The organism is Lutibacter litoralis, assembly GCF_014646675.1.
Classification (GTDB): Bacteria; Bacteroidota; Bacteroidia; order Flavobacteriales; family Flavobacteriaceae; genus Lutibacter; species Lutibacter litoralis.
This window is the reverse complement of the sequence record NZ_BMNS01000004.1, coordinates 234,120-253,884: the sequence shown is the minus strand read 5'-3', so window position 1 is coordinate 253,884 and position 19,765 is coordinate 234,120. Positions and strand designations below refer to the sequence as shown.

Annotated in this window: 9 protein-coding genes; all 9 read left to right on the top strand. The window is 30.3% G+C overall.

Features of this window, described 5'->3' with window-relative positions; genetic code table 11:
- The first annotated feature begins 4 nt into the window (after positions 1-4).
- Positions 5-4,105 (top strand): hybrid sensor histidine kinase/response regulator transcription factor, encoded by a 4,101-nt coding sequence (locus IEW75_RS07745; protein ID WP_134248676.1) that lies wholly within the window; start codon positions 5-7, stop codon positions 4,103-4,105.
- Between the two features lie 202 nt (positions 4,106-4,307).
- The gene (locus tag IEW75_RS07740) at positions 4,308-7,478 is read left to right on the top strand and encodes a SusC/RagA family TonB-linked outer membrane protein (RefSeq protein WP_134248677.1); all 3,171 of its coding nucleotides are present in this window, start codon (positions 4,308-4,310) and stop codon (positions 7,476-7,478) included.
- 12 nt (positions 7,479-7,490) lie between these two features.
- Positions 7,491-9,125: a RagB/SusD family nutrient uptake outer membrane protein gene (locus IEW75_RS07735; RefSeq protein ID WP_134248678.1), complete on the top strand. Its 1,635-nt coding sequence runs from the start codon at positions 7,491-7,493 to the stop codon at positions 9,123-9,125.
- A gap of 34 nt (positions 9,126-9,159) precedes the next feature.
- Positions 9,160-10,110 (top strand): DUF5017 domain-containing protein, encoded by a 951-nt coding sequence (locus IEW75_RS07730; RefSeq protein ID WP_134248679.1) that lies wholly within the window; start codon positions 9,160-9,162, stop codon positions 10,108-10,110.
- A 323-nt stretch (positions 10,111-10,433) separates the two neighbouring features.
- A complete protein-coding gene (locus IEW75_RS07725) occupies positions 10,434-13,058 on the top strand; it encodes an alkaline phosphatase D family protein (RefSeq protein ID WP_134248680.1) in 2,625 nt (874 codons plus the stop codon).
- A 4-nt stretch (positions 13,059-13,062) separates the two neighbouring features.
- Positions 13,063-16,137: a chondroitinase family polysaccharide lyase gene (locus tag IEW75_RS07720; protein WP_134248681.1), complete on the top strand. Its 3,075-nt coding sequence runs from the start codon at positions 13,063-13,065 to the stop codon at positions 16,135-16,137.
- A 7-nt stretch (positions 16,138-16,144) separates the two neighbouring features.
- Positions 16,145-17,572 carry a sulfatase family protein gene (locus IEW75_RS07715; RefSeq protein ID WP_134248682.1) on the top strand — a complete coding sequence of 476 codons (1,428 nt, stop codon included), beginning with the start codon at positions 16,145-16,147 and terminating at the stop codon, positions 17,570-17,572.
- 1 nt (position 17,573) lies between these two features.
- Complete coding sequence (locus IEW75_RS07710; protein WP_134248683.1) at positions 17,574-18,254, top strand: DUF6250 domain-containing protein; 681 nt, start codon at positions 17,574-17,576, stop codon at positions 18,252-18,254.
- A gap of 307 nt (positions 18,255-18,561) precedes the next feature.
- A complete protein-coding gene (locus IEW75_RS07705) occupies positions 18,562-19,764 on the top strand; it encodes a glycoside hydrolase family 88 protein (protein WP_134248684.1) in 1,203 nt (400 codons plus the stop codon).
- Position 19,765: the final 1 nt, after the last annotated feature.

The following is a 19,765-nucleotide window of genomic DNA, read 5'->3' as shown; positions in this document are numbered from 1 at the left end:
TATAATGAGCAAGCTAGAGAATTTTATTTTTTTATTACTTCTTTTTATAATACAGCCATTTACTTTAATAAATGGACAAGAAATTGAAGGTGTACCTAATAATTTAAAATTCAAGCATTTTTCATCAAAAGAAGGTCTGTCTCAGAGTTCTGTTGTTACAATTTTACAAGATAAAAAAGGTTATTTATGGTTTGGTACCAGAGATGGTTTAAATAAGTATGATGGCACTAAATTTGTAACCTATAGGCACAATTCTGCAGACAGTACAAGTTTATCTCATAGTTGGATAACTGCAATTTTTGAAGATACTTACGGAAATTTATGGATTGGTACTAAGGACGGATTAAATAAATACAACGCTAAGAACAATAATTTTAAGCAGTTTAAACATTCTAAATCAGAAGAAAGTATTTCGGACAATGAAATTTGGGATTTAACTCAACTAGAAGATGCATCATTATGGATTGCTACAAATAATGGTCTAGATAAATTAAATATAACTACAAATAGTTTTACACATTTTAAAAACTCTAAAAATAATGTTAATTCAATAAGTGATAACAGAGTTAGGGGTCTTTTAAAAATAAGTGATAAAAAACTAATTGTTATAACTATGGAGTCCATAGATGTTTTAGATCTAGAAACATTTAATATTAAACACCTGTTGTACCCTAAAAATGTAACTAAAGAATCACATTTAAATAATGCACCAACTTTGTTTACAGATAGTAAGGGTGAAATTTGGTTGGGTTATAGTAATGGTTTGGCTATTTATAGTAATAAAAATAATCAATTTACAGATTATAAAATAAAAGATAAGAATGTAATAACTAGTGCTGTTCGAACTATATGTGAAGGTTTTGATGGTGAATTATGGATTGGTACTTATACTGGTTTGTATATATTGAATACTAAAAATAATAAACTAAGACATTTTCAGCATAATGATAACGATCCAAAAAGTTTAAGTCAAAACTCAATTTATAAAATAGTAAAAGATTCTAGAGGTGATATTTGGATAGGAACTTGGGCTGGAGGTATTAATTTTTACGATAAAAGTTACGATAATTTCAAGCTACTGTCCGCCGGAGTCAACAACCGTATGTTAAATTATAAAGTAATTAGTTCTATTGTTGATTATGGAGATAATGAATTGTGGATTGGAACTGAAGGAGGTGGCCTTAATGTTTATAATAAAAAAACAGGAAAGTTTAAATACTATAAACACAATCCAAATAATATAAAAAGTATAAGTTCAAATAATATCAAATCTATAATAAAAGATCACAATAATAATTTTTGGATAGGAACTCACGATGGGGGGCTAAATTTTTTAGAAACTTCTACAAAGCCTTTTAAATTTAAACATTCATTAAATAATAAAACTTTTGAAGAAGTTAAAGATTATAGAATTATAGCTCTGTTTGAAGATGATAATAACAATATTTGGTTAGGAACTTCAACAAAAGGTTTAATTAAATACAATACCTCAACTAAAGTTTTTACAAAACTTGATTCAGATTTAAAATCTGTTTCAACTATTATAAAATCAAAAACACCAAACAAAATTTTAGTAGGTGGTTCAACTGGACTCGAAAAAATTGATGTGAATACCTATAAAAAAACGGCAATCAACTACAACCCTTCCGTAAATAAAAATAATATAGATAGAGCTGTAAATTGTGTATTGGAAATAGATTCAAATTATTGGATTGGAACAGAAGGACAAGGACTTTATTTTTACGATACTGAAACTAATAAAACAACAAAATATGGAATTGCTGAAGGGTTGCCTAATGAAGTGATTTATGGAATTTTACCAGACGAAAACAATAATATTTGGATTAGCACAAATTATGGCATTAGCAGATTTGATTTACACTTAAAAACCTTTAAAAATTTCGATGAATCTGATGGTTTACAAGGTAATGAATTTAATTATGGATCTTTTTTAAAAACCAAAAACGGTATATTAATGTTTGGTGGTGCTAACGGACTTAATTTCTTTAATCCGAATACTATTATAGAAAATAATTTTATTCCTTCAGTAGATATTTATGCAATAAACGTAAGTAATAAACCTTTTTTAAATATTACAGATTCTATTAATAAAATTGAATTAAAATACAATCAAAACGATTTTAGTCTAAATTTTACAGCACTAAGCTTCTCACAACCAAATAAAAATAATTATGCTTATAAATTAATAGGTTTTGATACTGAATGGAATTATATAGGCAATAATAAGTCTGCAACCTATACAAATTTAGACAAAGGCGACTATACGTTTCAAGTAAAAGCTTCTAACAATAATGGATTATGGAATGAAAAAGGAGATTCAATCAATATTTCAATATTACCCGCACCTTGGAGAACTTGGTGGGCTTATTTAATTTATTTATTTATTTTTAGCATAATGTTTTATTATGCTAGAAAATTTGCAATTACTAGAATTAATGAAAAGAATGAGCTAAAAAGAGAAAAACTAGATAAAGAAAGATTAGCAGCAGTAAATAAATTAAAGTTGCAGCTCTTTACAAATATTTCACATGATTTTAGAACACCATTAACTCTAATAATTGGACCTGTAGAACAATTATTAAAACAAAAAGGCAGCAATACTTTTGTTAAAAGAAATTTAGAAACAATTCAAAGAAATACCAATATCTTACTGCAATTAATAAATGAATTATTGGATTTTAGAAAAAGTGACGATGGTAAGTTAAAACTATATGCTTCAGAAAGTAATATTATTCCTTTTATTGAAAATATAAAATTATCTTTTGAAGAATTGGCAATTCAAAAAAATATAAACTATAAACTAACGGTCTCAAATCCGGTAATAGAAGTTTGGTTTGATAAAATAAAAATAAAAAAAGTACTTTTAAACCTACTTTCAAATGCGTTTAAATTTACCGATGCAAATAACAATTTGTTTATTAATGTTTTAAAAGAAACCTTTGAGAATAAGGAATTTTTAAAAATTGAAATTATAAATTTTGGGCAAATAATTTCAGACGAGCATATCGATTTTATATTTGATCGTTTTTATCAACTCAATCAAAAAGGGGTGCAAACAGGAACCGGAATCGGTTTGTCCTTGGCAAAAAGTTTAGTTGAACTTCATAAAGGAAAAATAGAAGTTACAAGTTCGATAGAAAACGGTACTTGTTTTTCAGTGTTTATTCCTTTGGGTAAAAATCATTTAAATTCAGAACAATGTGTTAATGAGGTAGAAGAAGATACTACAAATGAGGTATTTGATAAACCTATTTTTGTTCAAAAAGAATTAGCAAAAGCAAAAGAGATAGAGCATAAAACAACCAAATTAAATGAAAACGCATCTACTTTATTAATAGTTGAAGATAATCAAGAGGTTAGAGATTTTATTATCAATATTTTTAACTCTAAATATAATGTTAAAGATGCTTCAAATGGTGAAGAAGGTGTTTTAATTGCCAAGAAAAACCCTGTAGATTTAATTATTAGCGATGTAATGATGCCAGTAATGGATGGTTTTCAGTTATGTAAAACTATTAAAACAGATATACTTACCAGTCATATCCCAATAATTTTACTAACGGCAAAAACATCACCAATTCATAGAAAAGAAGGTTATAAATACGGCGCAGACGCCTATATTACAAAACCTTTTGACGCAACTATTTTAGAGGTTAGAGTTGATAATCTATTAAATTCAAGAAAAAATTTGATTAGCAAGTTTAAAAAAGACATTATTTTAAAACCTAAAGAACTTACAATTACATCTGCAGATGAATTATTTCTTAAAAAAGCCATTGAAATTGTTGAAAACAACGTGTCGGATATTGATTTTAATGTAAATGTTTTTACCGAACAAATGAATATGAGCAGGTCTGTTTTATACAGAAAGTTTAAGGCAATTACAGATCAATCTATTTCAGAATTTGTAAGAACTATAAAATTAAAACGAGCTGGACAATTACTTTCACAAACAGATTTGAACGTATCTGAGATTGCTTACGAAGTTGGTTTTAATGATCTGAAATACTTTAGAAAAGTGTTTAAAAAACAATTTGATGAATTGCCTTCTAATTATAGAAAGAATTATTCTAAAAAAGGTTAATAACAATTAAATCTTAAATATTTAGTTCGAATCTCTTAGTTTTATTAGGGGTTGTTATTCAGTAATTTAAAGGGTTTGAGTCTCTGTAAAAATAAAAAATGAACAATAAACACCTGTTTATTGAACCTTAAATCCCCTGTGATTTGAGGTAATTAAATGTAGTTTTGGGTATCATAAATTAATGAAACTATAAACATTACAAATGAAAACTAAATTTAACTTAACAAAACAAACACTACGCAAATTAATTTTTGCAATGCTGTTTTTTACAGGTTTGTGTAATACGGCAATTTATGCACAAGCAACAACAATAAAAGGTGTTATTACAGATGAGATAGGTGCCCCACTTCCTGGAGCAAGCGTTTTAGAAACTGGAACACAAAACGGAGTAACTTCAGATTTTGATGGAAATTACGTGCTACAAGTTAAAACGGGTGGAGCATTAACCTTTAGTTACCTTGGTTACAAAACGGTAACTATTGAAATAAAAGGGCAAACAATTATTAATGTGCAATTATCACCAGATGTTAATCAACTGGAAGAAACGGTTATTATTGGGTATGGTTCTGTACAAAGAAAAGATGTAACTGGATCTGTTGCTACTGTTAAAATGGAGCAACTAAAAGCTGCTCCTGTTGCTAATTTCGATCAAGCTATGGCAGGTAGAGTTGCAGGTGTTCAGGTAAGTGCGGGTGATGGGCAACCTGGTTCAGGTCTTAACATTGTTATTAGAGGTGGAAACACAGTAAATGGAGACAACTCTCCTTTATATGTGGTAGATGGTTTTATTATGGAAAACTTTAATCCTGGTCTAATTGACCCATCAGATATAGAATCTATAAGTGTTTTAAAAGATGCTTCTGCAACAGCAATTTATGGTGTTCGCGGAGCCAATGGTGTAATTATTATTACAGGAAAGAAAGCAAAATTAGGGAAAACTAAAATTTCTTACGAAACAAGATTAGATGTTAAAGACGTTTCTAAAAAATTAGATGTTTTAGATGCTTATGAATATATAAAACTTGGTTTAGAAATAAATGAAAGTAGTACAGAAAGTAGATTTTTCACTCTTTTTAATGAAGAAACACAACAAAATGAGATTGTAGGTGGGCTTGAAGATTATAAAAATGTACAAGGAAATAACTGGCAAGATGAAGGTTTTAGAACTGCATATTCAAAAAGTCATAAGCTTAAAATATCTAGTGGAGGTGACAAAACAAGATTTAATGCTTCTTTAAACGCTATCGAAGATCAAGGTTCATTATTAAAATCTGAATATAATAGAATAAATGGGAGAGTGACTCTAAACCATAAAGTAAATGAAAAATTAGATGTTTCTACAGATGTAATTTACACTAATTATATTCAAGATGGTTTAAATACTAAAGGAACATCGTCATATTCATTTATGAGAAACCTAGTTTCTTACGCACCAGTTTTAAATAAATTTAGAGATTATGGAGACTTTGATCAATTAAACGATGTTAATGATGATTATGATTTAGTTAATATTGTAAGTTGGCACCCAATTGTTTCATTAAAAAATGAGTATAGAAGAAGCGAAACAGATCAATTTATTGCAAACCTAGGTTTAAAATATAAAGTTACTTCAAATTTAATTCTTGAAACTAAAGGAAGTTTTAGTTCACAGTTTAGAAATGTTGGAACATTTAACAATAGTAAAACTGTTTATGGTAGACTAGTAAATAAAATAGACGGTATTAATGGATCTATTTCTAATCGACGTTGGAAAAATTTCTCTAATGTAAATACACTAACTTATAAAAGGAAATTTAACGATCACTCTATAAATGCGCTTGCGGGTATCACTTTAAATGTTAGAAAGTATACAAGTACTTTTGTTAGATCAATAGATATTCCTCAATATTTAGAAGGATTAGGAATAAATTCGATCGACGGTGGAACTTTAGATGATGGAGATGATAACCACGGTGATAGTGAGTCAAGAATTTTTTCTGTATTAGGAAGACTAAATTATTCTTATAAAGACAGGTACTTATTTACAGCATCTATTAGACGAGATGGGTCGTCTAATTTTCCAGAACAAAATAGAATTGGATATTTCCCATCAACAGCAGTTTCTTGGAAAGCTGATGAAGAAAGTTTTATTAAAGATTTAAACATTTTTTCTCAATTAAAATTTAAAGCAGGATACGGTAAAACAGGAAACGATAGAATTCCAGGTTCTGCACGTTTTGAGTTTTTAACGGATTCAAACTCTTCTTATTTCTTTGATGGAGAAACTATCCAAGGACAGAGGCCAACAAGTTTTGGTGCAAATCCAAACCTTTTCTGGGAAACTACAGAACAATTTAATGTAGGTATAGATGTTGGATTTTTAGATAACAGAATTTCATTAGCTGTTGAAGCATACCAAAAAGATACTAAAGATTTGTTAATCAATGCCGATGCAGCATTATCTCAAGGGTTTTCTTCAATTTGGACTAACTCAGGCCAAGTTAGAAATAAAGGTTTAGAGTTTGCTTTAAATACAGTAAATGTTTCAACTAAAGATTTTAAATGGACAAGTGATTTTAACATTTCATTCAACCAAAATACTATAGTTTCGCTACCAGAGGGTAAACCAATTTTTGGAAAACCAAATTATTACTGGAGATATAGTTCTAACCAATTTATTGTTGAAGAAGGAAAACCTTTAGGAAATATATATGGTTATATTTCGGATGGTGTTTATCAACCAAATGATTTTGAAAATTACGACCCTACAGCGGCTACACATACATTGGCAAGTGGTCAACCATATTATAAAGCACACCAGCCAGGAGATGAAAAATATAAAGATTTAAATGGAGATGGTCAAATTAATGGAGCTGATAAAACAATAATAGGTAATGCTTTACCCAAACATTTTGGTGGTTTTGGAAATACATTTACTTACAAAAACTTTGAATTAAGTGCGTTTTTACAATGGTCTTATGGTAACGATATTTTAAATGCAAATAGATTGGTATTTGAAGGAATGACAGTTGCTGGGCAAAATCAATTAGCATCTGTATTGGATAGATGGACTCCTGAAAATATGGACACAGATATGCACAGAGCAGGAGGACAAGGTTTTGAAGATATTTCTTCTAGGATTGTTGAAGATGGTTCTTATATAAGATTAAAAACAGTAAATGCAACTTATAGATTTCCGAAAACAGCATTAGATAAAATTAAATTAAGCAGTTTAGAGTTATTTGTATCCGCTCAAAATCTAATTACTTGGACAGACTATAGTGGTTTCGATCCAGATGTTTCAGTTAGTAATTCACTACTTACACCAGGAATTGACTACTCAGCTTATCCAAAGCATAGAACAATAAGTTTAGGACTACAAGTATCATTTTAAAAAAATACAATCATGAAAATTAAATTTATAATTTTAGTAATCTTTACAGCCTTATTTTTGCAGGGCTGTGATGATCAATTAGAAATACCTCAGAGTGATAATATTTCTTCTGATAACTTATATAATACAGAGTCAGGAGCTTTAGCTGGTTTAGCGGGGGCATACAGCCGTATTGTTGCAGTTTATAGACAAGCAGAAATAAATGCACAGTATCCAACAAATTTTACCGATGAAGGACATTATAACAGAAAAGGAACTAAAGGTTTTCTTAAAAATAACTTTACTGCATCGGATCCAAGTTTAAATAGAACCTGGGGAGGATATTATGAAGCAATTAGTGCAACAAACACCTACTTAGCAAATCTTGCAGAATCTAAGTTAGATGAAAATGTTAAACAAGTGTTTTTAGCAGACGGGCGTTTTTTAAGAGCGTTTGTTTATTTTGACTTACAAAAGGCTTTTGGAGGTATTGAAGGTGTTCCAATGCCTTTAGAGGAAACATCAAAACAATTATTACCAAGAACTTCAGGTTTAGATGTGTACAAGCAAATAATTTCAGATTTAGAATATGCAGAACAACATTTACCAACTGATGCAGAAGCAACTCCGGGCAGACCAGGTAAAGGTGCTGCAAGAGGTTTATTAGCCAGAGCATATTTATACATTGCAGGTGAACCGTTTAATGAAGTAGGTGCTTATGAAAAATCTAAAGAATGGAGTAAAAAAATTGTAGATGATCCTTTTTATTCTTTAAATCCTAGCTACCAAGATGTATTCGATCAGCTAGCAATGGAGCAATACGACAAAAATGAAACTATTTTTCAAATTGGTTTTTCATTTGCAAATTTAGATAATAATCAATCATCAAAATTAGGTTCAGCATTTGGATTTTTAGTAGAAGATGAAGGTTGTGGAAAAGGATATTCAATAACTTATGCAACTATCTCTTTAATATTAAAATACAGATCAGATCCTTCAGATGAAAGAGGTATGTGGAATACTTCTCCATATTATGTGCCACGTGGAAACAATTGTAATTTTAAAACTATCAACACACAGTTTAGATATCCAGCTTCTAAATACCGTAGATTTTTAGAAAGTAATAATTCCAACACAAGTTATGGACCACACCATTGGCCAATTTTAAGATTTTCTGATGTATTGTTAATGTATGCCGAAGCGGAAAATAAAATAAATCCAGGTTCAACAGTTGCATTAGATGCTGTTAATAAAGTAAGAAATAGAGCAAAAGCAACTCCATTAATGGAGATTTCTGATGAATTAATTCAAGAAGAGCGTTTGTTAGAATTATGTTTTGAAGGACATAGAAAATATGACCTTGTAAGATGGGGTAAGTTAGCTGAAAAAGTTTCAGGAACTAGAATAATGATGCAAAGTTTGAGCACAGATGCTAATTTTGTAAATGAAGATTGGTCTATTTATGGAGAGCCAAATTTAGGACCTGATGGAATTCCATTAAGTGGTGATGAACCAGCAAATCTAGATATTAGAAAGAATACATTACATGCTTCTTTTAGTTATTTTGATGGTTATAATGATTTTGATCCTTCAAAACATTACATATTACCAATACCTGAACAAGAACTTGGAATTAATACTAATTTAAAGCAAACAACAGGTTGGTAAACTAACTAAATTACTAATTTTAAAATATTTCAAAATGAAAAAAGTATTATATATATATATGAGCATATTGCTTTTAGTAATCACATTTCAAAGTTGTGATGATCAAGAAGAGGTTGATGCACCAGACTTTAAAGTTCAACTTACATCTAAAACTGTAAAAGTGGGCGAAGAAGTTGAGTTTGAAGTTGAAAACGCTCCTAATTTCTTGTATTTTTATGCAGGAGATTTTGGACACAAGTATAAGTTTAAAGACAGAACAAATGCAGAAGGTAATGTAACAATGTCTTTCTTAAATTCTCAAAAATGGGGGCTTGGAGCAAATAGTAAAGGAACATTAACCGTTTGGTACTCTAAAGATTATGATGGGTCTGGAGCCATTGAAAGTGTAAATGCTGCAAACTGGACAGAAATTTCAGATAGATTTAATATTTCAACACTCTATGATTTTAATTTGCAAGAATCTGGTAATGTAGATATTACAGATTTAGCTGATGGAAATAACATTTATTTTGCATTTAAGTATTTCTGTGATAATACAGGAGAAAGACCTGCAGAATGGTATTTAGACGATTTAAATATTAAAATGGAAGTAGAAGATGCTCCTGCTCCACTTTTGGTTGCAAACGAGAGTAGTCCAGGATTTAAACCGGTTGATATTCAAGGGGTTGTAAGTGGTTGGAATGCAAATAAATGGTATTGGAGTGGTGATAAAGGTGACAACGGATTATGGAGAATGAGAGGCCAAGTTAAAGAAGGTGGACAATGGATAGTGAATGAAGATTGGTTAATTACAAATGCAATTAACTTAACTAAAGTTGCACCAGATAAAGGAACTCCTTTAAAAACATATTCAGACCAATTAGAATCATTTACATATACGTATTCAAGCCCTGGAACGTACACAGTTACACTTGTAGGTAATAATACTACAATATATGGAAGTCAAGAAAAAATTACAGAGCTTACTATTGAAGTAACCGAGTAGTTTTTGTAAAATTAGACTGTCTTGAAAATAAAAACAACATTGTTTTAAAGCAAGTTTTCCCATTCGGAAATTGGTTTAAAATTACGAATTTCAAGATAGTCTTTTTTAATAACCTTGCATATAATTAAAATTAAATAATATTTCCGTTTGCGTAAATCCATAAAAAGCTGTTTAAGAAATCCAAACCTTTAGGAATCTATAATTTTAATATATTGTTGCCTTCTTGAAGGCAGGAATTTAAAGGAGGGAATTGCAGAACGCAGTAATTTTTGTTGTAACTACTATATTTAAAGTTGTTTATTTGCCTAAATCAATCTAACATAATGAAAAATTATTTCAGAAAACCCAATTTTAAACTAAGCATATTATTTGTATTTCTTTTTTTTAGTCTTATTTCCTGTACCACAAAAAAAGAATCAGAAGTATTTAAAAGTAATTTTGAAGGAATAACTCAAAGAACTTGGATTGGACCAGAATATTGGGCAAATCCAATGCAAGATTGGCAAGTAGATTCAAATAGAATTGAATGTTTAGTAAGTAATTCTAATAGAAACATTCATCATTTAACAAGACAATTAGGCGCTCATGAAGGTACTTTAGAGATGCAAGTAACTTTAGGTCTACTAAATACCCAAGAAACTTTAAATTCAAATAATTGGGTTGGATTTAGTATTGGTTCACAAGGAGAATTTAACGATTATAGAAATCATGCAGTTTTTGGAAAAGGACTTAATATTGGTATTGGTACAAACGGTGCTTTATTCATTGGGGAAACCAATAAAAACAATAAGAACGAAGCTATTATTGCTGCCCTTGAAGGAGGTGTAGATTTAAATATTAAAGTTACACCGCTTAATAACACATACAAATTAGATGTTTCTTTATTTCACACAGGAACAAAAAATATATTAGCAAATATCTCTAAAAATAATGTAGCTACAGAAAATTTAGTAGGTGATCTAGTATTGGTAAGTAATTTTGAAACAGAAAATAAAAATCAAAGAAATTATACTAAATCTGTATGGTTTAAAGATTGGATTCTTAAAGGAACAAAAATTGTAACTAAAGATGAACAAAGTTTTGGTCCAATCCTTTTCTCTCAATACACGCTTAGTAAAAAAATATTGAAACTTACAGCGCAATTGGCACCCGTAGACCACCCAACAAAAAAAGTGAAATTACAAATTTCAACAAATAATAAGTGGGAAACTATTTTAGAGGAAGATATTGATAAATCGGCACGAACTGCTGCTTTTAGAATTGAAAATTGGGACGATACTAAAGATTATAATTATAGATTGGTTTATAATTTAGAAGTTGCAAATAAAAAAAGTAAAGAGTATTATTGGGAAGGTACTGTAAGAAAAAATCCAATAGATCAAGACGAAATTAAGGTTGCAGGTTTTACTGGAAATAACGATTTAGGATTTCCTAATAACGATATTTTTGAAGAGGTGAAACTTCACAATCCAGATATTCTATTTTTTTCTGGAGATCAAATTTATGAAGAGGTTGGAGGTTATTATATTCAATTAGAACCTTTAGAAGCTTCAAAACTAGATTACTTAAGAAAATGGTATATGTTTGGTTGGGCATACCGCGATATTTTAAAAAATAGACCTACAATTTGTATAACCGATGATCACGATGTGTATCACGGTAATATTTGGGGTGAATCTGGAAGGCCTACACCAATAAGTTCTGGACATAGAAAAGATATTCAAGATAGTGGAGGTTATAGAATGGCTCCAGAATGGGTAAACATGGTAGAGCGCACACAAACAAGTCATTTGCCAGACCCTTACGATCCAACTCCTGTAAAACAAGGCATTGGTGTATATTATACTTCAATGAATTATGGTGAAATTAGTTTTGCAATTTTAGAAGATAGAAAGTTTAAATCTGCTCCAAAAGAAAATCTTCCAGATGCCAAAGTGGATAATGGTTGGCCTCAGAATAGAGATTTTAATATGGTAACGGATGCAGATGTAGCTGGTCTAAAATTATTAGGCGATAGGCAATTATTGTTTTTAGATAATTGGGCATCCGATTGGAGTCACGGTGCACAAATGAAAACTTTATTATCTCAAACCATTTTTGCAAATGTAGCTACCTTACCAAAAGAAGCACTGTCTGATGTTGTTGTACCAACTTTAAGAATTATGAGAGCAGGCGATTATCCGCCAGATGATCAGCCAGTGGCAGATATGGATTCTAATGGTTGGCCGCAAACTGGTAGAAATAATGCTATTAAAATTATACGTAAAGCATTTACATTTCATTTAGCTGGAGATCAGCATTTAGGAAGTACTATTAAATACGGAGTAGATAATTGGCAAGATGGTGGTTATGCTTTTTGTGTGCCTTCAATTTCTAATTATTGGCCAAGAAGATGGTACCCGCAAGATGCTGGTACTAATAGAGTAGTAGGAGAGCCCAAATACACAGGCGATTTTAAAGATGGTTTTGGTAATAAATTTACGGTAAAAGCAATTTCAAACCCATTATACACAGGTAAGAAACCAGAAAAATTATATGATAGAGCTGCAGGTTATGGAATCGTAAAACTGTATAAAGAAAGTAGAGATATTACCATAGAATGTTGGCCAAGAGGAAGTAAACAAGCATTAGGGGTGAGCGAACAGTACCCAGGTTGGCCTATTACAATTAACCAATTAGATAATTTTGCTACCAATTATAAAAATGCATTACCAACTATAAAAGTAAACGGACTTAAAAATGCGGTTGTACAAGTTGTGAATGAAAAAACTAAAGAAATTGAGTTTACAATTAGAATTAATGGCAACGTTTTTGAGCCTAAAACTTTAAAAGAAGGATTATACACTATAAATGTTGGAGATCCAGATTTAAATATGCTTCAAACAAAAAAAGGGGTAAGTTCTAAATTGAACAATACAACAACACTAAATTTTCAATTTAATAAATAATACAATGTTTTTATCACTTCATAATATCAAAAAAATTGGTGTAGTATTTGTTATACTAATTAGCACACAAGTATTTTCACAGAACAACACAAAAGCAGTTGTAAAAGAATCTTTTGAATCTGAAAAGTCATTGGTAAAATTTACTACCAATCCAGAAAGTAGCTTGTCAATTAGTACAAAACATAAGTACTTTGGAGATGCTTCACTTCAATGGGAATGGTCTGGAAAAAGTTATTTTAAAACATCAAATTTTAAAAATTTAAGCGAAGCGGATAGTCCATTAAGGTATGGAACACATTTTCCAAACAGTCCAATTTTAATAATGTCTTTATACAATGAAAGTTCACAAGAAGAGGTTATTAAAATTTCTTATGAAAAAGAAGGTGTTGAGCAAGTTTGGTTCAATATTTATTTAAATTTTACAGGATGGCGTACCATCTGGGTACCGTTTTATGAAATGAATGGAAATCCACCAAAAAAGAATCAACCTGTTGATTATGACGCCTTTAAAGTAAGTAGTGATTCAGAAAATAGCAAAGGAAAATTATTTATTGATGATATTGTTTTTTCTCAATTTCAAGACGATAGACATTCATATCCAGATATGTTAGTGCCTTTTATTAAAAGAGATTTGGTAATTGGTGCAGACCATTGGATGCCTTTAATTAGAGACTTAAAGCGCGTACAACAAATTGAAGCAAAACCAGTTTCAGATGTAGAGATAAACGATTTAAAAATTATCGAAAATAGAATAAACACCCAATTTATTAAAAGTAATAAGGTAAAAGATAATTTAGCAAAAGCAAAAATTGAATTTGCTAAATTAAAATTAGAGGAACAAGAAACAGTTTTAGGACCTCCATTAGTTTTTAAAATTGAACAAGTTTATTTTGATGAAAAAGATAAAAATAAAAATAACTTTATAGAAATTCAAAATTTTGGAAAAGTATTAAAAAAACTTGCAGGCTATTATCTTGAAAGTAACAAAGTCCATAAAACTGAAATTGCAACTATGTTTGTAAAGGCTTCAAAATATTTTTTAGATCAAGGTTGGCAAGCTGGGGCTTCTGGTGGTACAAGACATCATATTGGTTATAATGTTAGAGAACTTACCGATGCTTTTTATATAATGAAAGAACCATTACAAAGAGCAGGGATTTTAAATGAAGTAGGAAATAGTTTAAAATGGATCTTCAACTTAGGAAAAGTTTTAGGTAACGAAGAGGAGTTTCATGCAAATATAGATTATTTTAATACGCAATCTTTCTATCATTTAATGCTCATTTTTATGAGTGATAATGATGAAAATAAAGCAGCTTTATTAGCCGCATATTCAAAATATATTTCAATAACCTTGGCGCAAGATAATGGAATTGGTGTTTTTAAAGTTGATGGAACATCGTGGCATCACGGTGGACATTATCCAGCGTATGGTATGGGTGCATTTCAAAATATTCCATCAGTTATTTATACCTTATCTGGAACACAATTTAGAATTCAGGCAGCAGGACATGAAAATTTCAAAAAAGCATTTTTAACTACACGTTTATATAGTCAATTAATAGATTATGGATTTGGAAATGCAGGAAGACATCCCTTAGAAAATAACTCTATAAAATCTTTAAAAAGTCAATTTCTAGACATGGCCAATGCAGGAAATCCAGAAAATACTTCAGCAATAGATACCGAAGTTGCTGCAGCATATTTAAGAATCTGGGGAGCTAAAGACAAGTTAAACACTGCTTTGTTTAAAGGAATGCATGGTATTACTAAAGAAACTTTACCTGGTTATCATGTATTGCCGTATGCTGCAACTTCAATTAATAGAAGGGATAATTGGGCAGCCTTAATTAAAGGATATAGTAAATATGTATGGGCTTCAGAAATATATGTAGCTTCTAACCGGTATGGAAGATATCCAGCAAACGGTACGGTACAATTATTAAATAAGAAAGGAGAAAAAGCAAGTGGATTTAGACAAGATGGTTGGGATTGGAATCGCTATCCTGGAGCAACAATTATATACTTACCATTAAAAGAATTAGAACCAGACACACCATTAATTATGTTTAGGTCTAGTGAAACTTTTGCAGGTGCAGTACAATTAGGTGAAAATGGTGTTTTTGGAATGAAATTAAACGAAGGTAAAGGTTCCAACGCTGAAGGAAATATTCAAAATAATGGATTTCCAGGGAAGCTGAAAGCTAAAAAATCTGTTTTTTCATTTGGCGAAAAATTAATTTGTATTGGAACTGGTATTTCAAGTATTGATACTATAAATCCAGTAGAAACTAATTTATTTCAAAATTATTTAGAAGATAAGTCAATGCCTGTTTTTTCATCAGTTTCTAAAAAAGGTGCCAAATTTCCTTTTGAAGCAAGTATTCCAACAACCGATGTTTCAAAAAAATGGGTAATAGATGCACTTCAAAACGGATATCATATTTTATCGCCAACTACTGTTGAAATTAGAAAAAAAGTCCAAGAATCTTATCACAATAAGTATTCGATAAATACTGGAAAAATGAACCCAAAAGGTAAAGGAGTAACGGTAACAGAGGGCAATTATGCAGCTTCTTGGCTGTCACACGGTATTGCTCCAAAAAATGCTTCTTACCAATATGTTATTTATCCATTTTTAGATAAAGTAGGTGTAAAATCATTTAATAAAACTATTAAAAAAGATACTTCTTATAAAATTCTAAGAGCCGATACAACTGCTCATATTGTAAAAGATATTAAAACCAATACAACGGGCTATGTAATTTTTGAAACTGATAGTGAATTAAATTCAGGTGTATTAAAAGCTGTTTCACAACCTTCTCTTTTAATGATAAAAGAATCTGAAACAGGAATTACTTTAAGTGCGGTACAACCAGATTTGAACTTCAAAGAAGATGAAGATAAAACAAAAAGAGGTTATAGCTATCCAGTTGATTTGACTGTTTTATTAGAGGGAAAATGGATCTTAGCGGCAAATTCATCTATAAAATCTGTTCGCTATTTTGAAGGAAATACAGTATTAACTTTAGAATGTAGACACGGTTTTTCTAATGAAATTAAATTGACTAAAAATTAAATTACACATGAAAATACAATATTATTTTGTTCTATTTTTAGTGTCAGGGCTCTTTTTAGGTAATACGTTTATTGCATATTCTCAAGAAAACAGACCTAATATAGTGTTGATAATGACCGACCAGCATCAAGCTGAGGCATTGAGTATTTTGGGTAATAAAGATGTAAGTACACCACATTTAGATAAGTTAGCTAAAGGCGGTATGCTTTTTCAAAATACGTATGTAACATTTCCGTTATGTACACCATCACGATCTAGCATGTTTACTGGTAAGATGCCTCATAATTTAGGTATAAAATCTAATGAAAAAGGTGAAAACGTATTACAACAAGAAGATAAAAATAATCTTTTAGGTACTGTTTTAAGACAAGCAGGTTACGATACCGCTTACGGCGGAAAATGGCATGCGCACCAAGCTAGTATGGTGGCAGGCAATGGTTTTGAAATGATTGCACCAATGGGAGATGTTGGTTTGGCAGAAAAGAGCATTGCTTATTTAAAATCTAAACAGCATTCAGAAAAACCATTTTTTTTAACGGTTTCATTCGATAACCCGCATAATATATGTGAATGGGCAAGAGATGAACCTTTACCTTACGGCAATATTCCTAAAGTAAGCTTAGATAAAACACCACAACTTCCAAAAAACTTTAAACAGTCACACGATTTTCCCGAAGTATTGAAAATTGAACAAAAAGCAAGCAAAAAAACATACCCAACAGAAAATTATACTGAAGAAGATTGGAGACATTATAGATATGCTTATTATCAATTAGTTGAAAAGGTAGATGCGGAAATTGGCAAAATATTAAATGCAATAGACGCTTTAAATCTTAGAAAAAATACAGTTATTATTTTTACCAGTGATCACGGTGATGGAAACGCCTCTCATCAATGGAATCAAAAAACAGCTTTAATTCAAGAGTCTATAAAAGTGCCATTTATTGTTAGTTATAAAGGCAATATTAAGAAAAATTCATATTCAAAAGTACCTATTTCTAATGGTTTAGACTTATATCCAACAATTTGTGAATATGCAAATGTTGCGTATTCAAAAGAGCTTTTAGGAAAAAATTTAAAACCTTTGTTTGAAGGAGAAACTGAAAATTTAAATAGAGATTACGTAGTTGTAGAAACCAAATTCGATGGAAAATATGCTTTTGGAACTATGGGAAGAGCTGTAATTGGAAATCGTTATAAATACATATTGTATAATTGGGGTAAAAACAGAGAACAATTATTCGATTTAAAAAATGATCCTTTTGAATTAGTGAATTTAGCAACATCAAAAAAACATATAAAAACACTAGATAAGTTTAGAGAATATTTGTACCAATGGTGCAAATCGACAGACGACATTATTTTTTTAAGAAAATTAATTTTGCCAAGCATGAGTAATATAACTTCCACAGAATTATTTGATAAACCGTATTAATATGAAGTTTAAAAATACAGGTTTTATAGTTTTAGTAATTTTAAGTTTACTTTCTTGTAATACTTCAAAAGTAATTTACAATAGTTCAATGCTTGTTCAAGAGCATTGGGAGGTAGAACAACAGCCTGGTGGCAAGGTCGATTTTAGTTCTAACACCATGGAGATTACTGATGCAAAAGGTTGTACGGTTTGGTTTAAACATAACTTAAAGGGACCAATAAAAATTGAATACGATGTACGTGTAATAGATGAAGGTGGCCCATACGATAGAGTTTCTGATTTAAACTGCTTTTGGATGGCTTCCGATCCAAATCATCCAAAAGATTTCTTTAAAAACTCAAAGCAACGAGGAGGTAATTTTAAAAATTACCATACTTTACATCAATATTATGTTGGTTACGGCGGACATAATAATATAAAAACTCGTTTTAGACGCTACAACGGCAATATAAATCGTCCTCTTTTACCAGAACACGATTTAAGTGCTAAAGAGTATATGATAGTTCCAAATAAAACAATTCATATTACATTAATTGCAAACAATTCTGAAATAAAATATTTGCGTAATAATAAAGTAGTTTTTTATTTTCAGGATAGTAATCCTTATGTAAATGGGTACTTTGGAATAAGAACAGTTAATAATCATTTAAAAATTTTCAATTTAAAGATCACGCAGTTGTAAGTCTATATTTTAATCTAAATTAAGTTATAAGAGATTGTCTAGAAAGAGAAACTTTTATTAACCTTTAAATAGATTTTGGTTTCAATAAAAATTGATTTTAAATGTAATAAAATTAAGAATTGAGTTCAGAATGACTAGTTTAAGAAATTTTATAAGATATTAAATATGTAATTTGAACCCTATGTCCCCTTTTTAAGAACTAAAATACACCTGTGTGTATTAAAATGTTTTTGGAAATTGCATTCAAATATAATAGAAGAATTTAGAAAAAAATAAAACCTTTTAGGTAATAAATTAATTATTAAAGATGAGATTATTAAAAACTACCATTGTCCTGTTTACAGTTATGTTACTTAGTTTAAGTTGTACTACAACACCAAAAACAGAAATCAAATTTCCAGAGCCGGAATTAGAATTCGCAGAAAAGCAACTTTCATTACTTCTTGAAACCGCAAATGAAGCAAATAGAATTCCACGAACTGTAACTAAAGAAAATGAGATGCATTGGACAAGAGAAGGTTTTGACTGGACCGAAGGATTTTTTCCAGGTACTTGTTGGTACTTATACGAAACTACAAAGGATGAAAAATGGAAAGTTGCCGCAGAAAAATTTCAAGCAAAATTTGAAAGTCATAAAAATTATACATCATACCACGATTTAGGATTTGTTTTTAATTGTTCTTATGGTAATGGTTATAGAATTACTAAGAATAACGATTTTAAAGAAGTATTAATAACCGCCGCAGATTCGTTACTTTCAAGATTTAACCCTACTGTTGGAAGCATTATTAGTTGGGATGTAGATAAAGGGTGGCAATCTAAAAGAGGTTGGAAGTTTCCAGTAATTATTGATAATATGTTAAACTTAGAACTGCTTTTTGAAGCTTCAATAATAACGGGTAACCCAAAATATAAAGATGCAGCAATTGCACATGCAGAAACTACAATGAAAAATCATTTTAGAGCAGACAATAGTTCTTTTCACGTAGTAGATTACGATCCAGAAACAGGGGAAGTTAGAAGCAAGCAAACGGCGCAAGGTTATGCGCATGAAAGTTCTTGGGCAAGAGGTCAAGCTTGGGGAATTTACGGATACACACTTTGTTACCGTTATACAAAAAATGAAGAATTTTTAGCACAAGCTCAAAAAATTGCAGATTTTATTATCAATTATGAAGGAACTCCAGAAGACGGAATTCCATATTGGGATTACAATGCTCCAAATATTCCAAATGAGCCTCGAGATGCTTCTGCAGCAGCAGTTACGGTTTCAGCCTTAATTGAGCTGAATGGTTATACAAATGGAAAATATGAAGCTGCAACCGATAAAATATTAAAGTCGTTAGCTTCTCCAGCATATATGGCAAATTTAGGTGAAAATCATAATTTTATTCTAAAACATAGCGTTGGTAGTATTCCTCATAATAATGAAATTGATGTGCCATTAAATTACGCAGATTATTATTATGTAGAAGCGTTACTAAGATACCAAGATTATAACAAAAAATAGT

Bases quoted from the DNA above. Each gene is read 5' to 3' on its own strand.
- IEW75_RS07710 (WP_134248683.1), top strand. From the start codon at position 17,574: ATGAAGTTTAAAAATACAGGTTTTATAGTTTTAGTAATTTTAAGTTTA.
- IEW75_RS07730 (WP_134248679.1), top strand. From the start codon at position 9,160: ATGAAAAAAGTATTATATATATATATGAGCATATTGCTTTTAGTAATC.
- IEW75_RS07745 (WP_134248676.1), top strand. From the start codon at position 5: ATGAGCAAGCTAGAGAATTTTATTTTTTTATTACTTCTTTTTATAATA.
- IEW75_RS07715 (WP_134248682.1), top strand. From the start codon at position 16,145: ATGAAAATACAATATTATTTTGTTCTATTTTTAGTGTCAGGGCTCTTT.
- IEW75_RS07705 (WP_134248684.1), top strand. From the start codon at position 18,562: ATGAGATTATTAAAAACTACCATTGTCCTGTTTACAGTTATGTTACTT.
- IEW75_RS07720 (WP_134248681.1), top strand. From the start codon at position 13,063: ATGTTTTTATCACTTCATAATATCAAAAAAATTGGTGTAGTATTTGTT.
- IEW75_RS07725 (WP_134248680.1), top strand. From the start codon at position 10,434: ATGAAAAATTATTTCAGAAAACCCAATTTTAAACTAAGCATATTATTT.
- IEW75_RS07735 (WP_134248678.1), top strand. From the start codon at position 7,491: ATGAAAATTAAATTTATAATTTTAGTAATCTTTACAGCCTTATTTTTG.
- IEW75_RS07740 (WP_134248677.1), top strand. From the start codon at position 4,308: ATGAAAACTAAATTTAACTTAACAAAACAAACACTACGCAAATTAATT.